Source organism: Streptomyces sp. NPDC001700 (assembly GCF_053596435.1).
This window is the reverse complement of sequence record NZ_JBSFGE010000014.1, coordinates 175,558-191,755: the sequence shown is the minus strand read 5'-3', so window position 1 is coordinate 191,755 and position 16,198 is coordinate 175,558. Positions and strand designations below refer to the sequence as shown.

Here is a 16,198-nt window from a genome sequence, read left to right as displayed (position 1 = left end):
GGTGGCCACACTTCCTGACCCGACCCGTTCCGAAGCGGTGCTGGTGGGCGCGTACGACTACCGCACGCTGCCCGGCCTGCCCGCCGTCGCCCGCAACCTGGAGGGGCTGCGCGGGGTGTTGACCGATCCGGCGGTGTGGGGTGTCCCGCCGGAACGGTGCACCGTGCTCGCTCAGCCGGGCAGCGCCCAGCAGGTGCTGGACACCGTGAAGGAGGCCGCCGCGCGGGCCACGGACACGCTGTTCGTCTACTACGGCGGCCACGGCCTGATCGACCCGCACACCGACGAGCTGTATCTCGCGCTGCCCGACTCGGTCCACGACCGCGAGTACACCGCGCTGCGCTACGAGTATCTGCGCCGCGCGGTGCTCGATCCGGCGGCCGGTGCGCGGCGCACCGTGGTGGTCCTGGACTGCTGCTACAGCGGGCGGGCGCTGATCGGCCGGATGAGCGCGAGCGATGAGATCGCGGACCGGGCGGCGGTGGAGGGGACCTGCCTGCTCACCGCCTCCGCCGAGACCCGTGCGGCGCTGTCCCCGCCGGGGGAGACGTACACCGCGTTCACGGGCGAGTTGATCACCGCGCTGGGCGGGGGCATTCCGGGGGCGCCCGACCTGATCGACATGAACACCCTCTACCGGCATCTCCACCGCACGCTCGCGGCCAAGTCGCGGCCCCTGCCGCAGCAGCGCAACCGCAACACGGGAGGGCTGATCGCCCTCGCCCGCAACCGCGCCGCCGGGCCCCCGATGCCGGTACCGGTGCCGCCGCCCCTGCCGCCCGCGCGCCCTGGCCGGAAGCCGTCCTGTGGGCAGGTGATCGGCGCGGCGGCGGCCGCGCTGGTGGTCATCGGCGGGACGTTCTTCGCCGTCGCCCGGCTCGGCGGCGACGACGACAAGGGCGACAAGGGTGCCGCGGCCAAGGGCGGCGGCGCGACGGAGTCCCTCGTGCCGCCGCCCGGCGGCAAGACCCTGGGCGACATCTACGTAGCCGGAAAACCCATCACCGGCTCGACGAAGTCGCAGCGCACGTACACCGACGGCAAGCTCTACGCCCCGGTCACCGGGTACCGGTCCCTGGCCTTCGGCGCTTCCGGTCTGGAGTCGGTCCATAGCGAAACCCTGGACAGCGGGGCAGGCATGGTCGTCACCACGATCGATCCGGCGGTACAGAAGGCGGCGTACGAAGCCCTGGGCGGCGCCAAGGGCGCGGCCGTGGCGATCGACCCGTCCAACGGCGACATCCTGGCCATGGTCAGCACCCCCTCGTACGACCCCGCCACCTTCAGCGGAAAGAACGTGGCCGACCAGAAGGCGTGGCAGAAGCTGACCGGGGACAGGAAGAACGACCCCATGCTCAACCGCACGACCCGGGAGGCCTATCCCCCCGGGGCGACGTTCGAGCTGGTGGTGGCAGCGGCGGCGCTCGAAGAGGGGCTGTACGGGTCGGTCCACGAGGCGACCGTCAGCCCCAACCCCTACACCCTCCCCGGCACGACCACCTCGGTGCGCAGCAAGACCGCTCCCGGCTCCTGCAAGAACGCCAGCCTGCGCGACGCCCTCGCCCTCTCCTGCGACAACGTCTTCGCGAAGGCGGCCGTCGACCTCGGCTGGGCGAAGGTGAGGAAGATGGCGGACAAGTTCGGCTTCAACGACAACAGCAGGGAGATGCCCGTCCGCGTGGGCACGAGCGTCTTCCCGAGCGAACCCACCCAGGCGGAAACCGCGTTGTCCGGCGTCGGCGGCTTCGAGGTGACGGCGACCCCGTTCCAGATGGCGATGGTGTCCGCCGTGCTGGAGAACGACGGAGAACTCGTCGCACCACACCTGGTATCCAAGGCGACGGACGCCGACGGCATGGAGCAGAGCCAGGACAAGCCCGATACGGAACGGGTCGTCAGCCCGCGCACAGCCGCCGCGCTGCGCGAGGCCATGACCGCCGCGGTGATGAACGGCACGAGCATGGCCGCCCGCGTCAGCGGCGCGGACGTAGGCGCTACGGCCGCCGATACGCAGAGCGGCGGCGACCGGATCGACTGGTGCACCGCCTACGCCCAGCGCGGCCCGGGCGGTCAGCGGGTGGCCATCGCCGTGGTGGTGGAAGGGGAGTCCAGTTCCGGCGGGGCGGCGACGCCGGTCGCCAAGCGGGCGATGGAGGCCGCGATGGCCCGCCGCTGATCAGCCCTCCGGGGTCTGCTGAAGCTGGGCCAGGGTCAGCACGTCGCCGCCGATGCCCCAGCCGCCGTCGGCGACCTCCTCGACCAGGACCAGGGTGGTGGCCCGGGCCCGTTCGCCGTAGATCTCGGCGTACAGCTCGGTCGTGCGGGTGATGATCTTCTCCTTCTGCTGCTCGTCGAGGGTTCCGGCGGGGACCTTGAAGTTCGCGAAAGGCATGGCGTTTCTCTTTCTGTACGCGGTTTTCTGTACGCGGTTTTCTGTACGCGGTTTTCTGTACGCGGTGAGCGCCCGGCTTACGTGACCACCCTGGCCCGCCGCCCCCGCGCCAGCCAGGGCTGTCCCCACCCTGGGGTTGCCGTCCCCTGGCTCCGCGCACCGCCGCGCGCGACGATGAGCGGCGTGAACCACGCGCAGCTCGCCGCATTCCTGAAGTCCCGGCGCGACCGGATACGCCCCGCCGACGTCGGGCTGATCGCCGGTCCGCGGCGCCGGGTGCCCGGTCTGCGGCGCGAGGAGGTCGCCCAACTGGCCGGGCTCTCCGCGGACTACTACACGGAGCTGGAACGCGGCCGCGGTGCCCAGCCCTCGACCCAGGTACTGGCCGCCCTCGCCCGGGCGCTGCGGTTGAACGGCGACGCGCGCGACCACCTGTTCCACCTCGCCGACCGCCGCGTTCCCCCCTCGGCCCACGGACCGACCGCGCACGTCCAGCCCGCCCTGCTCGGCCTCCTGGACCGGCTCACCACCACGCCCGCGCGCGTCATCACCGACCTGCACGAAACCCTCGTCCAGAACCCACTGGCCGCCGCGCTCCTCGGCCCGCCCCCGGCCGTACGCGGCCCCGCCGCGAGCTTCGTCCACCGCTGGTTCACCGACCCCGCCGCCCGCGCGATCTACCCGCCCGAGGACCACCCCCACCACTCCCGCGCCTTCGTCGCCGACCTCCAAGCCGTCGCCGCCCGGCGCGGCGGTGACAGCACGGTGGAGCGGCTGGTGGACGAACTACGGTGCCGCAGCGAGGAGTTCGCCACCCTCTGGGCCACCCACGACGTCGCCCTCCGGCGGACCGACCACAAGCGCATCGTCCACCCCGCCCTGGGGATCATCGAACTGGACTGCCACACCCTGTTCAGCGAGGACGGCTGCCAACGCCTGCTGTGGTTCACCGCCCCACCCGGCACCGAAGGCGCCTCCCAACTGGAACTCCTCTCCGTCATCGGCCCCCAGGGCCTGACCCACGAGCGAGCGCGCTGACTCGGAATGCCAAGGCGCCCCCTCCATCGCACCGACACGGATACACTGAGTGACGACGACCGCGCCCTGTGACCACCTCCAGCGGAGGCAGTGATGAACCGCGCCTGGGAAGCCGACCCGTCCGCGTTATTCGTTCGGCGGTTGGGCAAGACCGCGCAGGAGCTGAACACGTCGGACGACGACGAAGACTGCCCTGACATCTGGCAGCTGGACAATGGCGACGTCGCCATCATCGGACGGGACCTGACGGCCGCCTACGCCGACCGGCTGCCGCACGATGTCAGGATTGGCCAGGACGAGCGCCTCGTGGTGATCCCCGGCGTCATGCTGTCCGCCGCTAAGCAGAACATTCCGGATGCCTAGCCCCGCACCAGCACTCGACCGCACGCGGGGCGTGCGGCTCGATCTGGACGCATACCACCGCGACTTCGCGGAGGTCAGGGCCCGTTCGCTCGGCCAGGACTCATGGAAGCTTGAGCGTCGGCAGCACTTCGAGGAGCAGAACAACCCCGGGCGGGAGGCCCTGCGGCGCGGGGACTGGGACGAGGTGATGCGGCAGTTCGAGAAGAAGCGTCCCCGATTCCTGGAGACCGCTCAGAAGGATCGCGAGCGCGGTAGCGCCTTCCACCGGGTCCGGATCGTGGAGCAGCCCTTCACCCCGTACGTGCGCTGGGAACTGCTCTCCCTGCGCGTCCAGGCCGAGTGCGGCAAGCCGGTCCGTGTCGTGCAGGCCGACCGCGTGCGGGAGTTCGAGCAGCGGGCGATCCTGCCGGAGGTCGTCGTGCTGGGGGCGCAGGTGCTGTACGAGGTGGTCTACACCGACGAGGGGGTGCCGAACGGCGCCGTACGGCATGGCGATCCGGAACTGGTCGGCCCATGGGCGTCGTTCATCTCCGGCCTGTACGCCGGGGGCGAGGACGTCGGCGCGTACGTAGAGCGCCACGCGGACCTTCGCCCAACACTAAGCCGGGAGTAGGCCATCGACGGCGGAGCTGACCGGGAAGAGAATCCCGGCACGCACTCGGAGCTGTCCGGCACAGCACACGACGTCGTACAGGCCCGCGACGTCAGCGGCGGCATCCACTTCCATGCCCCCGCCCCATCGGCAGAACCCGTCGCGCCCCGTCAGCTCCCCGGGGACATACGGAACTTCGTCGACCGCACCGACGCGCTCGAACGCCTTGACGCGATCCTCCCGGGCGACGAGACCAACGCCCCGCTCCTCGTCTCCGTCTGCGTCATCGCCGGTACCGCCGGGGCGGGCAAGACATCCCTCGCGCTGCGCTGGGCGCACCACGCCAAGGGCCGGTTCCCCGACGGGCAGCTGTACGTCAACCTGCGCGGCTACGATCCCGGCGAGCCGGTCGCCCCGCACGAAGCGCTGCACCGCTTCCTGACCGCCCTCGGCACACCCACCGCCGCGATCCCGGCCGAGACGGATGCGGCGGCGGCGCTCTACCGTTCGATGATGGACGGCCGCCGCATGCTCGTGGTGCTCGACAACGCGGCCACCGTCGCGCAGGTCCGGCCGCTGCTCCCGGGCAACTCCCGCTGTCTGGTCGTGGTGACCAGCCGTGGCCGTCTCTCCGGGCTTTCCATACGCGACGGGGCCGAGCGCATCACCCTCGGCACGCTGCCGGAGGCGGAGGCGGTCGCGCTGCTGCGCGCGGTGACCACGGGATACCGCCCGGCGGACGACATCCGGAAGCTCGCCGAACTCGCCCAGCTCTGCGCCCGCCTTCCCCTCGCACTGCGCATCGCCGCCGAGCGGGCGGCCAATCACCCGCACATGGGCATCGACGAACTGATCGCGGACCTCCGGGACGAGTCCGCGCTGTGGGACGCACTGAGCACGGGCGACGAGGCGGAGGCGGACGCGGACGCGGTCCGGACCGTCTTCGCCTGGTCCTACCGGGCCCTCTCCCCCGACGCGGCACGCCTGTTCCGGCTGCTCGGGCTGCATCCCGGCCCGGACTTCGGGCTGGCGGCGGCCACGGCCCTGGCGACGCTCCCGGCCCGGCGTACGCGCCAGCTACTCGACGTCCTCGTCGGCGCCCACCTGCTGGAGCAGACCGCGCCCGACCGCTACGAGTTCCACGACCTGCTCCGCGTGTACGCCGCCGACCAGGCCAAGCACGAGGAGCCAGCGCCCGACCGGCTGGCCGCCCTCCGCCGCCTCCTCGACTGGTACGCGCACACGGCCGATGCGGCCCTGAAGTTACTGTGGCCCCACCACAAGCCGCTGGGACTCGAACAGCCAGATGTCACAACGGAGTTCGCCGACTACGACCAAGCAGTGGAGTGGGCGGAGCGGGAGCAGGCCAACCTCGTGGCGGCGGTGCGCGTCGCCGAGCGGGAGAAGCTGGACGTCCACGTCACCTACCTGGCCGACCTGGTCTGGTCAGCGCGGGCGCCGTCCGCCGCGATTCCCGACCTCCTCCCCGTCATGGAGCAAGGGCTCCGCGCGGCACGCCGCTCAGGTGACCGCGCGATGGAGGCGCGGCTGCTGGAAGCGCTCGGGCTGGGCAGCCGGATGGCGAACCGGCCCACGGCGAGCCGGGAGTTCCTGGACGCCGCCCTGGCCCTGCGGCGGGAACTGAGCGACCGGCGAGGAGAGGCGGCAGCGCTCAACGCGCTCGGGCTGCTCGACCTCCGCGCCCGGCGTCTCGACACGGCCGACGGACACCTTCTCCAGGCAATGGCCGTCAGCCGTGAGCTGAGCGACAGCCGCATGGATATCGTGGCCCGCTCGAACCTGGCCACGTCCCGCCTCCAGGCCGGGCGCCTCGATGAAGCGGAGCACGACGCGCGGCGGGCGCTCGATTTCCACCGCGAGGCGGGCAACAAGCGCAGCATCGGCAACGCGCTCCGCATCCTCAGCGCCGTCCACCTCGACCGGGGCGAACCGCAGGAGGCCCTACGCGCGGCGGACGAGGCCGTCGACATCGCGCTCGAACTGCGCAACACCACCCTCGAAGCGTATTGGCTGCTCGCCCAGGCCGACGCGCTGCGCGGACTGGGAAGGTTCGGGGGCGCGCTGGAAGCGGGGCAGCGGTCGACGGGGCTGCACGGCAGGCTGGGGGACACGTCGCGGCAGGCGATGGGGTGGCACGGGGTGGGTGAGACGTACCAGGCGATGGGGCGGCGCGCGGACGCTGCGCCGTTTCACCGGATGGCGGCGGAGGCGCACCGCGCGCTCGGCGAGCCGTGGCACGCCGCCCTCGCGCTGGACGAGCTCGCCCGCGCGCTGCGGGACGACGACCCGGAGGCGGCGCGTCGGCACTGGGCGGAGGCGCTGAGCCTCCTCGCCGACTACGCCGACCCCCGGGCGACGACCGTACGGAGCGGCATCGAAGGCCGGTTGGCGGAACCGGGTGACACAGGCTAGGCGCGTCAGATCTGGTTCTCGCCGCCGTCGACGTACACGTTGGCTCCGAGCATGAAGGTGCTCTGGTCGGAGGCGAGGAACGCCACGACCGAGGCGACTTCCTCCGGGCGCCCCATCCGGCCTATCGCTATGCTCGCGGCAAGGTTCGCCCTGGCCTCGGCCGCGTTCTCCTCGCCGAAGACGGTCGTGATTCCGGGGGTGTCGATCGGGCCGGGTGAGATGGCGTTGACCCGGATGCCGCGGTCCTTGAGTTCGTTGGCCCAGGTCCGCGCGTAGGACCGGACGGCGGCCTTGGACGCCGCGTACGTGCCGAACGCATGCGTACCGTTGTCGGCGGTGGTGGAAGCGTTAAGGATCACCGAGGCGCCCTCGTTGAGCAGCGGCAGCGCCTTCTGCACCGTGAACAGCGTGCCCCGCACGTTGACGCCGAAGGTCTGGTCGAAGTGTTCCTCGGTGACCTGCTCCAGGGTCGCGAACTCAAAGCTCGCCGCGTTCGCGAAGACGATGTCCAGGCCCCGGCCCCGGGCGCGGACCGCGTCGTAGAGCCGGTCCAGGTCGGCGAGGTTCGAGATGTCGCCCGCCACCGCGGTGGCCGCCGCCGCGCCGATCGTCTCGACGGCCGCGTCCAGCTCGGTCTTGCGCCGTCCGGTGATGAACACGTGCGCGCCCTCGGCAGCCAGCCGTACGGCGCTGGCCAGGCCGATCCCGGTGCCGCCGCCGGTGACGACGGCGGTCTTGCCTTCGAGCTGTCCCATGAGAATGACCTCCACAAAGTTCGGTACCGAGCGATACAGATTGAGACCCTAACACCTTCTGCACCGAGCGGTACAGAAGAGTAGGGTTGACCGCATGGAGATCCAGCGGAAGGCACCGATCGGCCGCCCCAGAGGCTTCGACGCCGACGCGGCCCTCGAAGCGGCCATGCGGGTCTTCTGGGAGCGGGGCTACGACGGCGCCAGCCTCACCGACCTCACCAGCGCCATGGGCATCACCCGCACCAGCATGTACGCGGCCTTCGGTAACAAGGAGGACCTGTTCCGCAAGGCCCTGGAGCGCTACGAGGAAGGCCCCGCCTCGCACACGACCCGGTCCCTGGGCGAGCCGACCGCCCGGCAGGTGGCCACCGCCTTTCTGAACGGCTCGGTCCGGGCCACCACCCGCCCCGACTGCCCCGCCGGGTGCTTCGGCATCCAAGGCTCCCTCGCCGCGGGCGAATCCGGAAGCAACGCCCGCGACGCCCTCACCGCCTGGCGCAACGAGGGCACCGACCACTTCCGCGACCGGTTCCAGCGAGCCGTCGACGAGGGCGACCTGCCGCCCGACACCGACCCCGCACTGCTCGCGCGCTACCTCATGACCGTGGCCAACGGCATCGCCGTCCAGGCCGCCAGCGGCACCTGTCGCGAGGACCTCCAGCGGGTGGCCGACATGGCCCTGCGGAACTGGCCACCCGCGTAAAAACCAGCCACCCGACAAAAGCGGTGCGGAGAATGTCGGGTGATCGGGGCCGGTGTCGCCGCACGGTGGGGGCATGGATGACACGACCTTGGTATCCCGCTTCCTCCGCGACGGCTTCGTGAAGCTGGAGGGCGCCGTCGCGCCGCGCGTGGCCGCGGACTGCGCGCGGCTGCTGTGGCGGGAGACGGGCTGCGCCCCGGACGACCCGTCGACGTGGACGCGGCCCGTGCACTGGGTGGGCGGCATGGCGCAGGGGCCGTTCGCCGCCGCACCCAACTCCCCGTCGCTGCACCGCGCGTACGACCTGCTCGTCGGCGCGGGACGCTGGGAGCCGCGCTACTCGCTGGGCACGTTCCCGCTGCGCTTCCCGCACGAGGAGGAGCCCGACGACGCGGGCTGGCACATCGAGGGGAGCTATCTGCCGGAAGGCGAGAGCTGGTACTTCACGAATCTGCGCTCCCAGGGCCGGGCGCTGCTGATGCTGTTCCTGTTCAGCGAGGTCGGTGAGGAGGACGCCCCGACCCGCATCAGGATCGGCTCGCACCTCGACGTGCCGAAGGTGCTGGAGAAGTACGGGGAGGACGGGGCGAGCGGGCTGACCCTCGCCCCCGATCTGGTGGCGGCGTCCGACCACCGGCCACTCGCCCTCGCCACCGGGTCCCCGGGCGACGTCTTCCTGTGCCACCCCTTCCTCGTGCACGCGGCTCAACCGCACCATGGGACGCGGCCGCGCTTCATGGCGCAGCCGCCGCTGATGCCCGCCGCACCGTACGAACTCGAACGGGCCGACGGCGCGTACTCACCCGTGGAGATCGCGATCCGCCGGGGTCTGGGGGAAGAGAAAGAGAAGGGAAGCGGGGCATGCTGGAGCGGCTGAACCAGGCCATGGAGCACATCGAGGGCCGACTCGACCAGGACCTCGACGTGGCGGAACTGGCCCGCATCGCGGCCACCTCGGAGCACCACCTGCGCCGGATGTTCTCCGCGCTCGCGGGAATGCCGCTGTCGGAGTACGTCCGGCGCCGCAGGCTCACCCTCGCGGGCGCCGAAGTGCTCGCGGGACGTGAGTCGCTGCTGGAGATCGCGGTACGTTACGGCTACGGCTCCGGCGAGGCGTTCGCGCGGGCGTTCCGCGCCATGCACGGCATCGGGCCCAGCGAGGCCAGGCGTACCGGCGCCGTACTCACCTCCCAGTCCCGGATGGCCTTCCGCCTCACCATCGAGGGGAGCAGCAGGATGCGATACCGCGTCGTGGACAGGGCGGACTTCACCGTGGTCGGGCTCAAGACCCGGGTACCGCTGGTGCATGCGGGGCCGAACCAGGCGATCATGGACTTTGTCCGTGGGATCGATCCGCGGACCCTGGAGCGCCTGGAGAAGCTGTCGGATCAGGATCAGGAGCCGCACGGCATCGTCGCGGTCTGCGACGGCCTGGACCCCAGCCGCGCCGAAGGCACCGAACTCGACTACCACCACGGCGTGATCACCTCCGCGCCCGCCCCGGAGGGTCCGGAACGTCCGGAGGGCACGACCACGCTGGCCGTCCCATCCGGCACCTGGGCGGTCTTCACCACCTCCGGACCGGTGCCCCAGGCCATCCAGGAGCTGTGGCGGGACGTGTTCACCGAGTGGTTCCCGTCGAACCCGTACCGCACCCGCACCGGCCCCGAGATCCTGCGCACCCGCCTGTCGCCGGAGAAGACCGAGGCCGACGCCGAGCTGTGGCTGCCCGTGGAGCCTGAGCGCTGATGCGCTAGTCGCAGACGACATCCCGTGGCGGGCGCTCGCCCGTCGCGAGGAAGCGGGAGACGGTCCGGTCGCCGCAGGCGTTGCCGTTGGCGAGGTAGGCCTCGTGGCCGGTGGAGTTCACGGTCACCATGACGGCTCGCCGACCAAGGGCCGTACGGAGTTCGAGGGCGCCCCCGAGAGGGGTGGCCGCGTCACGCCGGTTCTGGACCATGAGGACCGTGGACGGGCCACGGTCGTTGATCCGTACGGCGGGCTCCCCCGGCGCGTATGGCCACGCCGCGCACACCGCCGCACCCCTCGGCATCCCCGCGGTCAGCGGGTACGTGGCGCGGCTCTCGGCGACCCCCTTCTCGTACGCGGCCGCCGACCTCGGCCAGGCGGCGTCGTTGCAGAACGTGGCGACGCCGACCGCGGTGGCGTTCTGCTGGTCGGCGGCGGGCGGCTCCTCCGGCGCGGGCGGCACGTCGCCCTTCTGTACGGACAGGATCAGCCGGGCCAGGGCGCGGTAGTCCGGGTCGTAGAAGCTGTCCAGCACCAACTGCCGGAACACGTTCCCGTTCAGCTCCTCGGGGTTGGCGCCGGGCCACGGCAAGGGCTCGCGGTCGAGGCGTGCGGCGAGGCGCAGGACGAGGCGGCGCACCCCGGCCGGGGTCCGGGCCAGCCGGTCGGGGTTGCCCGGCCGGGACGCCCACGCGGCGAACTCGGCGAAGTTGTCCTCGGCGCCCTCCTCGAACCCGGCGAACCAGGCCCGCGCCACGCGCACATGGTCGGGGGCGAGGTTGCTGTCCAGTACGAAGCGGTCGGTGCGGTGCGGGAACAGCTGGTTGTAGACGGCGCCGACGTACGACCCGTACGAGACCCCCCAGGCGGAAATCTTCCGCTCCCCGAGCGCCGCCCGGATACGGTCCAGGTCGCGGGCCTCGTTGGCGGAGCTGATGTGCCGCAGCAACGGGCCGCCGTCGCGCGCGCAGGCCTGCGACATCCGCCGCGCGGTGGCCATGCTCTCCGTGACGGACCCGTCGGCGGCGGGCCAGGGGAAGAACTTCGTCCGAGCGAGGTCACCCCGTTCCACGTCGCAGCTGACCGGGGTGGAGCGGCCGAGCCCCCGGGGATCGAAACCGATCAGGTCGTACGTGTCCCGTACGTTCTGCGGCAGCTTCTGCCCCTTGCCCGAGGGCTCGTCGAGGCTGCCGCCGCCGGGTCCGCCGGGGATCATGAACAGGGCGCCACGGCGCGCCTCCGGTTTCTCGGCTGGGATACGGGAGAACGCGACGGTGATCTTCTTGCCGTGCGGGGCGGCGTAGTCCATCGGCACCTCGATGGTCGCGCACCGCTGCCGTGGGTCGAGGCCGGTTCCCTGGCACGTCGTCCAGTCGAGGCGCGGGGACTCGGCGGACGCTGTAGTGACGGGTACGGCGAGGCTCAGGACGGCGGCGGAAGCGGCGAACAGGGCTGCGTTTCGCTTGATGCTCGTCATACGGATGAGCTTCGCCTGCCCCGTCCCATACCGACATCGTGCCAACGGGCCTGTGTGCGCGGGGGTTTACCCCACGGGGTTCCGTAGGGAGACGTGCGCCCAGACGGTCTTGCCGGGGCCTTGGCGCTCCTTCACGCCCCAGAGGTCGGCCAGGGTCTCGACCAGGAGCAGGCCACGGCCCTGTTCGTCCACGGAGGTGGCGGTCTTGGGGGTGGGCTGGCGGTCGTGGGTGTCCGACACCTCGATCTCCAGACGGCCGGTCTCATGGTCGTACCGCAGGAGGAGGCCGAAGTCCCGGCCGGGGACGCGACCGTGGAGGACGGCGTTCGCGGCCAGCTCGGCGACGACGAGCACGGCGGAGTCACTGGGGCCGAGCCCCCAGGAGGTGAGCTGGTTGACGGTCAGCAGACGGGCGAGCCGGGCCCCGCGTCGGGTGGCGGAGAATCGCTGTGCGAACGTACGTACGGTGACGGGGACTTGGCCCTGTGGTGCGGTCATGGGCGGAAGCGTTGCGGTGTGGGCGGGGCTTCAGCCAGGTATGACACCCACCCAGTTTCGTCTGTACCAGTTGACTCGCTGGACTGTGGCAGTCACCGGGCGTGACGATGTACGTATGGCAGCAGACAACCGCGAACCCGAAGTGTCGGACAGCCTCAAGACGTTCGGCGCCGTGTTGAAGGCGCTACGGGAGGAAGGGGGTCTCACACAGGAGCAGTTCGCTCCGAAGGTTCGCTACTCAGCGACGTACATCGCCAAGATGGAGCAGGGCAGGCGCTTCCCGCCGAAGGCACTCGTCCCTCGCACGGAGGAGGTTCTGGGCGCCTTGGCCGCGCGGATTCTGGGCGCGGCGTACCGCAGCCTGACGAAGAAGGTGGGCCTGGCAGCCTGGTTCCAGCACTGGGCGGGAATCGAGGAGGAGGCGCTGACGCTCCTCACCTACGAGTGCACGGTCGTCCCTGGACTGCTCCAGCCCGAGGCGTACATGCGCGCGATCGCCGACCACTACATCCCGCACACACCTCCGGAGGAGGCCGAGCGTCGAGTAATGGGCCGCTTGGCGCGCCAACGGCTCTTCGACGACCTCCCGAAGACCTCGTTCTGCTTCATCATCGAACAGGCGCTACTGGAGAGGGGGTTCGGCGGACCCGAGGTCACAAAGGCGGTTCTCGACCACCTGCTTGAGCAGCAGCAGCGCCGCAACGTCGAGATCCAGATCATGCCGCTGCGGCAGGAGGATCACTTCGGCTTCGAAGGGCCAATGTGTCTCGCCGAGACGCCGGACCACCGATGGGTCGGCTACATCGAAGCGCACGACACTAGCGTGCTGATCACGGACCCAAAAGCCGTAAGTGCGATGTTCCAGCGCTATGGCAAACTGCGCTCACAGGCTCTGAGCCCTCAGGCCAGCACGAGCCTGTTGGAGCAGATGCGAGGAGCGCTATGAGCAGCACCACCGAACTCGACTGGTTCAAGAGCAGCTACAGCGGCGGAGGCGGCGGCAACTGTGTCGAGGTGGCCGTACGCCCGGACGCCGTGCACGTCCGCGACTCCAAGGACACCCGTCGCGGTTCGCTCACCGTCTCACGCCGAGCATGGTCGACCTTCACCGCCGAACTCGACTGGCACAAGAGCAGCTACAGCGGCGGAGGCGGCGGCGACTGCGTCGAGGTGGCGGTCCGCCCCGACGCCGTGCACGTCCGCGACTCCAAGGACACCGGCCTCGGCCAGCTGGCCATCCCCCGTACCGCCTGGGCCACATTCACCGCGCAGCTCTGAGGAACACCCCGCGCCGCTGCCGCTAAGCTGACCGGAATCGGAGGTGGCGGTGGCGGCGGCGCAGGCGCGTGGTGGGATGGCTGGCGACATCCAGGAGCGCATCAAACGGCTCATCATCGACCGGCGACTCCCCTCCGGCGCGCCCCTGCCCACCGAGACGGAGCTGATGGAGCTGCTCGGCGTCAGCCGCAACTCCGTACGCGAAGCACAGAAGGCACTCCAAGCCATGGGGATCGTCGAGATCCGGCACGGCTTCGGGACCTACGTCGGCCCCATGTCGATGGCGCCCATGATCGAGGGGCTGATCTTCCGGACCGTCGCCGGTCACTATCGCGGCGAGGACAGCCTGCTGCAGCTGCTGGAGCTGCGCGAGGCCGTCGAAACCGGGCTGATCGCACGGCTCGCCGGGCGGATACCGGCGAAAGACCTCACCACGCTCGACGCCATCGTGCGGCGGATGGAAGCCGAGGCCGCCGAGGGGGCCGTACGGAGCGAGACGGATCGGGCGTTTCACGCCGCGCTGTACAGGAGCCTGGACAACACGCTGCTCAGCGAGGTGCTGGAGGCGTTCTGGGACGCGTTCCACCGCGTACGCACCGATCTGGTCGACGTGCCGACCGACCCCCACGTCACCCTCGCCCAGCACCGGCGGATCCTCGAAGCGGTGCGGTCCGGGGACGCCCTACGCGCCGAAGAGGCGATTCGCGACCACTTCTGCAACATCCGCAACAGACTGCGTTCGCCGCATCACGAATAAGCCGTTTTCGCGACCGGCCGCGACACCCCCTCCTTGCGCACCTTTGTCCGAATAAGGGCGCGTTTCGCGTTGCGATCACACAGACGTGTTCGAGACCCTGATCTGGGTGCATCGCACACCAACACGGCCTGTGACACGGGGTGTTGGGATGCCCCGGGGGGAAACCGGACGGGAGGGGTCCGGCACACTTCGTACACAAGCAGAACGCGGCCATTCCATATTCGATTCCATTCGACGGGTCCGGTCGCTCCACTATCGTGCCCGTACGGCCGTGGGGGGCCGTGTTGGCCAGGAGAACGTGACGACACGCAGCCAGCCCGCGTGCGGGGGGAATGACTCATGACGTCGACGCCGACAGGCGCCCGGCAGCATCCGCATGACCAGGATTCGTACGACTCGTCCACCACGACTCGCTTACGTATCCCGCGTCAGCAACGGCCTCATCGGCGGCGACCGCTGCCGAAGTACGACTACGAGCACTACAGCAGACTCGCGGGACCGCTGACCCAGCCCGACCCGTCCACCGCCTACCGCGTGCGCTACCGCAGCCTGCTGGCGGACGAGCCGCACCGCATCCGCGCCGCGCTGCTGCTGGGCGCGGCGCCGCTGGTGTCGCTGGGGCTGCTGTTATGGCTCATCCAGCCCGCGCACTGGACGGAGCGCGACGGCCAGAGCCCGGTCATGGCGGTCCTGGACACCATCATGCTGGTCTCGATCGGGCTGATCGAGCTGTTCCGCACGATGAACGTCGCGTCCAACGCGCACGCGACGCTCGTGGCCCGGGATCCGGTTCCGGTCGTGCCCCAGAAGGGGACGAAGGTCGCCTTCATCACCACGTTCGTGCCCGGCAAGGAGCCGATCGAGATGGTGACGAAGACGCTGCAGGCGGCGGTCAGGGTACGGCACCGGGGGGAGCTGGACGTCTGGCTGCTGGACGAGGGGGACGACCTTGAAGTGAAGGAAGTGTGCGCGCGCCTGGGCGTGCGCCACTTCAGCCGCAAGGGCGTCGAGAAGTGGAACCAGGCCAAGGGGCCGTACCGGGCGAAGACCAAGCACGGCAACTACAACGCCTGGCTGGACGCCCACGGCGACGCGTACGACTTCTTCGCGTCGGTCGACACCGATCACGTGCCGCTGCCGAACTACCTGGAGCGGATGCTCGGTTACTTCCGCGACCCGGACATCGCGTTCGTCGTCGGCCCGCAGGTGTACGGGAATTACGACGCGGCGGTGACGAAGGCCGCCGAGAGCCAGCAGTTCCTGTTCCACGCGCTGATCCAGCGGGCAGGGAACGCGTACCGCGCGCCGATGTTCGTCGGCACGAACAACGCGGTGCGGATCAGCGCGATCAAGAGCATCGGCGGGCTGTACGACTCGATCACCGAGGACATGGCGACCGGCTTCGAGCTGCACCGCCACCGCAACCCGGCCACCGGGCGGAAGTGGGGCTCGGTCTATACGCCGGACGTGCTCGCGGTGGGCGAGGGGCCGAACGCCTGGACGGACTTCTTCACCCAGCAGCTGCGCTGGTCGCGCGGCACGTACGAGACGATCCTCGGGCAGTTCTGGAAGGCGCCGTTCTCGCTGCCTGCGGGCAAGCTCTTCAACTACACCCTGATGGTGATCTTCTATCCGATGTCGGCGCTGAACTGGATCCTCGCCGGGATCAGCTGCGCGCTGTTCCTCGGTTTCGGGGCGTCCGGCATCCAGATCGATCCCGCCATCTGGATGATGCTCTACGGCAACGCGTCCGCGCTCCAGATCGGCCTGTACATCTGGAACCGGCGGCACAACGTCTCGCCGCATGAGCCGGAGGGGTCGGGCGGTGTCGCCGGAATGGTGATGTCCGCGATGTCCGCGCCGATTTACGCGCGCTCCCTGATGGATGCCGTACTGCGCCGTAAGAGCCGGTTCGTCGTCACTCCGAAGGGCGACTCGTCGAGCCCCGACACCCTCTTCGGGACGTTCCGGATCCACCTTTTCTTCCTGGTGGTCTTCGGCGGGTCGCTCGCCTCTTCCTTCTACTTCGGCCACAGTCATCCAGCGATGACCGTTTGGGCATCACTCGCCCTGGCTATCACAGCCGCTCCGATCATCGCCTGGCGGTGGACCGTCCGCCAGGAGAAACGGACAACGCAGCCCGCTCTTGGGGGACGATAAGAC

The 16,198-nt window shown here is 70.3% G+C and carries 17 protein-coding genes; 12 read left to right on the top strand and 5 right to left on the bottom strand.

What is annotated here, in order from left to right:
* Position 1 precedes the first annotated feature (1 nt).
* Positions 2-2,176 (top strand): caspase, EACC1-associated type, encoded by a 2,175-nt coding sequence (locus ACWC5C_RS25870; protein ID WP_450879001.1) that lies wholly within the window; start codon positions 2-4, stop codon positions 2,174-2,176.
* Here the strand turns inward: ACWC5C_RS25870 and ACWC5C_RS25865 are convergent, their stop codons facing one another.
* Entirely contained in the window at positions 2,177-2,392 is a 216-nt protein-coding gene (locus ACWC5C_RS25865; RefSeq protein WP_450878999.1) for a tautomerase family protein, read from the bottom strand. It lies immediately after the preceding gene.
* Positions 2,393-2,566: 174 nt separating this feature from the next.
* Between ACWC5C_RS25865 and ACWC5C_RS25860 the strand changes: the two genes are divergently transcribed.
* The 3 genes from ACWC5C_RS25860 to ACWC5C_RS25850 all read left to right on the top strand — a co-directional run bounded on the left by ACWC5C_RS25860 (position 2,567) and on the right by ACWC5C_RS25850 (position 4,406).
* Positions 2,567-3,430, top strand: a complete 864-nt coding sequence (locus ACWC5C_RS25860; protein WP_450878997.1) for a helix-turn-helix domain-containing protein — start codon at positions 2,567-2,569, stop codon at positions 3,428-3,430.
* 93 nt (positions 3,431-3,523) lie between these two features.
* Positions 3,524-3,793, top strand: a complete 270-nt coding sequence (locus ACWC5C_RS25855; RefSeq protein WP_450878996.1) for a hypothetical protein — start codon at positions 3,524-3,526, stop codon at positions 3,791-3,793.
* Entirely contained in the window at positions 3,786-4,406 is a 621-nt protein-coding gene (locus ACWC5C_RS25850; protein WP_450878994.1) for a DUF6879 family protein, read from the top strand. Before ACWC5C_RS25855 ends, ACWC5C_RS25850 begins: the two co-directional genes overlap by 8 nt.
* On the opposite strand, the gene ACWC5C_RS25845 is transcribed toward ACWC5C_RS25850, so the two are convergent.
* Positions 4,392-4,817 (bottom strand): hypothetical protein, encoded by a 426-nt coding sequence (locus tag ACWC5C_RS25845; RefSeq protein ID WP_450878992.1) that lies wholly within the window; start codon positions 4,815-4,817, stop codon positions 4,392-4,394. The genes ACWC5C_RS25850 and ACWC5C_RS25845 overlap by 15 nt on opposite strands.
* Here ACWC5C_RS25845 and ACWC5C_RS25840 point away from each other — a divergent pair.
* The gene (locus ACWC5C_RS25840; RefSeq protein ID WP_450879097.1) at positions 4,710-6,818 is read left to right on the top strand and encodes an ATP-binding protein; all 2,109 of its coding nucleotides are present in this window, start codon (positions 4,710-4,712) and stop codon (positions 6,816-6,818) included. The genes ACWC5C_RS25845 and ACWC5C_RS25840 overlap by 108 nt on opposite strands.
* 5 nt (positions 6,819-6,823) lie before the next feature.
* Here ACWC5C_RS25840 and ACWC5C_RS25835 read toward each other — a convergent pair whose 3' ends face one another.
* The gene (locus ACWC5C_RS25835; protein WP_450878990.1) at positions 6,824-7,573 is read right to left on the bottom strand and encodes an SDR family NAD(P)-dependent oxidoreductase; all 750 of its coding nucleotides are present in this window, start codon (positions 7,571-7,573) and stop codon (positions 6,824-6,826) included.
* A gap of 94 nt (positions 7,574-7,667) precedes the next feature.
* Between ACWC5C_RS25835 and ACWC5C_RS25830 the strand changes: the two genes are divergently transcribed.
* The 3 genes from ACWC5C_RS25830 (at position 7,668) to ACWC5C_RS25820 (ending at position 10,025) form a co-directional block, all read left to right on the top strand.
* On the top strand, positions 7,668-8,276 hold the full coding sequence (locus ACWC5C_RS25830) for a TetR/AcrR family transcriptional regulator (protein ID WP_450878988.1): 609 nt from the start codon (positions 7,668-7,670) through the stop codon (positions 8,274-8,276).
* Between the two features lie 73 nt (positions 8,277-8,349).
* On the top strand, positions 8,350-9,153 hold the full coding sequence (locus tag ACWC5C_RS25825; RefSeq protein WP_450878986.1) for a phytanoyl-CoA dioxygenase family protein: 804 nt from the start codon (positions 8,350-8,352) through the stop codon (positions 9,151-9,153).
* On the top strand, positions 9,138-10,025 hold the full coding sequence (locus ACWC5C_RS25820) for an AraC family transcriptional regulator (protein WP_450878984.1): 888 nt from the start codon (positions 9,138-9,140) through the stop codon (positions 10,023-10,025). The genes ACWC5C_RS25825 and ACWC5C_RS25820 overlap by 16 nt, the downstream gene beginning before the upstream one ends.
* 4 nt (positions 10,026-10,029) lie before the next feature.
* Here the strand turns inward: ACWC5C_RS25820 and ACWC5C_RS25815 are convergent, their stop codons facing one another.
* Positions 10,030-11,502: an alpha/beta hydrolase gene (locus tag ACWC5C_RS25815; protein ID WP_450878982.1), complete on the bottom strand. Its 1,473-nt coding sequence runs from the start codon at positions 11,500-11,502 to the stop codon at positions 10,030-10,032.
* A gap of 66 nt (positions 11,503-11,568) precedes the next feature.
* Positions 11,569-12,000 (bottom strand): ATP-binding protein, encoded by a 432-nt coding sequence (locus ACWC5C_RS25810; RefSeq protein WP_450878980.1) that lies wholly within the window; start codon positions 11,998-12,000, stop codon positions 11,569-11,571.
* Positions 12,001-12,115: 115 nt separating this feature from the next.
* Here ACWC5C_RS25810 and ACWC5C_RS25805 point away from each other — a divergent pair, with 115 nt between their 5' ends.
* The 4 genes from ACWC5C_RS25805 (at position 12,116) to ACWC5C_RS25790 (ending at position 16,195) form a co-directional block, all read left to right on the top strand.
* Positions 12,116-12,946 (top strand): helix-turn-helix domain-containing protein, encoded by an 831-nt coding sequence (locus ACWC5C_RS25805; RefSeq protein ID WP_450878978.1) that lies wholly within the window; start codon positions 12,116-12,118, stop codon positions 12,944-12,946.
* The gene (locus tag ACWC5C_RS25800; RefSeq protein WP_450878976.1) at positions 12,943-13,278 is read left to right on the top strand and encodes a DUF397 domain-containing protein; all 336 of its coding nucleotides are present in this window, start codon (positions 12,943-12,945) and stop codon (positions 13,276-13,278) included. The genes ACWC5C_RS25805 and ACWC5C_RS25800 overlap by 4 nt, the downstream gene beginning before the upstream one ends.
* Positions 13,279-13,354: 76 nt before the next feature.
* Entirely contained in the window at positions 13,355-14,035 is a 681-nt protein-coding gene (locus ACWC5C_RS25795) for a FadR/GntR family transcriptional regulator (protein WP_450878974.1), read from the top strand.
* Positions 14,036-14,374: 339 nt separating this feature from the next.
* A complete protein-coding gene (locus ACWC5C_RS25790; RefSeq protein WP_450878973.1) occupies positions 14,375-16,195 on the top strand; it encodes a glycosyltransferase family 2 protein in 1,821 nt (606 codons plus the stop codon).
* Positions 16,196-16,198 lie beyond the last annotated feature (3 nt).

Coding starts and splice junctions, on each gene's coding strand:
- ACWC5C_RS25805 (WP_450878978.1), top strand. CDS start 12,116: ATGGCAGCAGACAACCGCGAACCCGAAGTGTCGGACAGCCTCAAGACG.
- ACWC5C_RS25835 (WP_450878990.1), bottom strand. CDS start 7,573: ATGGGACAGCTCGAAGGCAAGACCGCCGTCGTCACCGGCGGCGGCACC.
- ACWC5C_RS25820 (WP_450878984.1), top strand. CDS start 9,138: ATGCTGGAGCGGCTGAACCAGGCCATGGAGCACATCGAGGGCCGACTC.
- ACWC5C_RS25815 (WP_450878982.1), bottom strand. CDS start 11,502: ATGACGAGCATCAAGCGAAACGCAGCCCTGTTCGCCGCTTCCGCCGCC.
- ACWC5C_RS25860 (WP_450878997.1), top strand. CDS start 2,567: ATGAGCGGCGTGAACCACGCGCAGCTCGCCGCATTCCTGAAGTCCCGG.
- ACWC5C_RS25850 (WP_450878994.1), top strand. CDS start 3,786: ATGCCTAGCCCCGCACCAGCACTCGACCGCACGCGGGGCGTGCGGCTC.
- ACWC5C_RS25830 (WP_450878988.1), top strand. CDS start 7,668: ATGGAGATCCAGCGGAAGGCACCGATCGGCCGCCCCAGAGGCTTCGAC.
- ACWC5C_RS25795 (WP_450878974.1), top strand. CDS start 13,355: ATGGCTGGCGACATCCAGGAGCGCATCAAACGGCTCATCATCGACCGG.
- ACWC5C_RS25790 (WP_450878973.1), top strand. CDS start 14,375: ATGACGTCGACGCCGACAGGCGCCCGGCAGCATCCGCATGACCAGGAT.
- ACWC5C_RS25865 (WP_450878999.1), bottom strand. CDS start 2,392: ATGCCTTTCGCGAACTTCAAGGTCCCCGCCGGAACCCTCGACGAGCAG.
- ACWC5C_RS25810 (WP_450878980.1), bottom strand. CDS start 12,000: ATGACCGCACCACAGGGCCAAGTCCCCGTCACCGTACGTACGTTCGCA.
- ACWC5C_RS25825 (WP_450878986.1), top strand. CDS start 8,350: ATGGATGACACGACCTTGGTATCCCGCTTCCTCCGCGACGGCTTCGTG.
- ACWC5C_RS25800 (WP_450878976.1), top strand. CDS start 12,943: ATGAGCAGCACCACCGAACTCGACTGGTTCAAGAGCAGCTACAGCGGC.
- ACWC5C_RS25855 (WP_450878996.1), top strand. CDS start 3,524: ATGAACCGCGCCTGGGAAGCCGACCCGTCCGCGTTATTCGTTCGGCGG.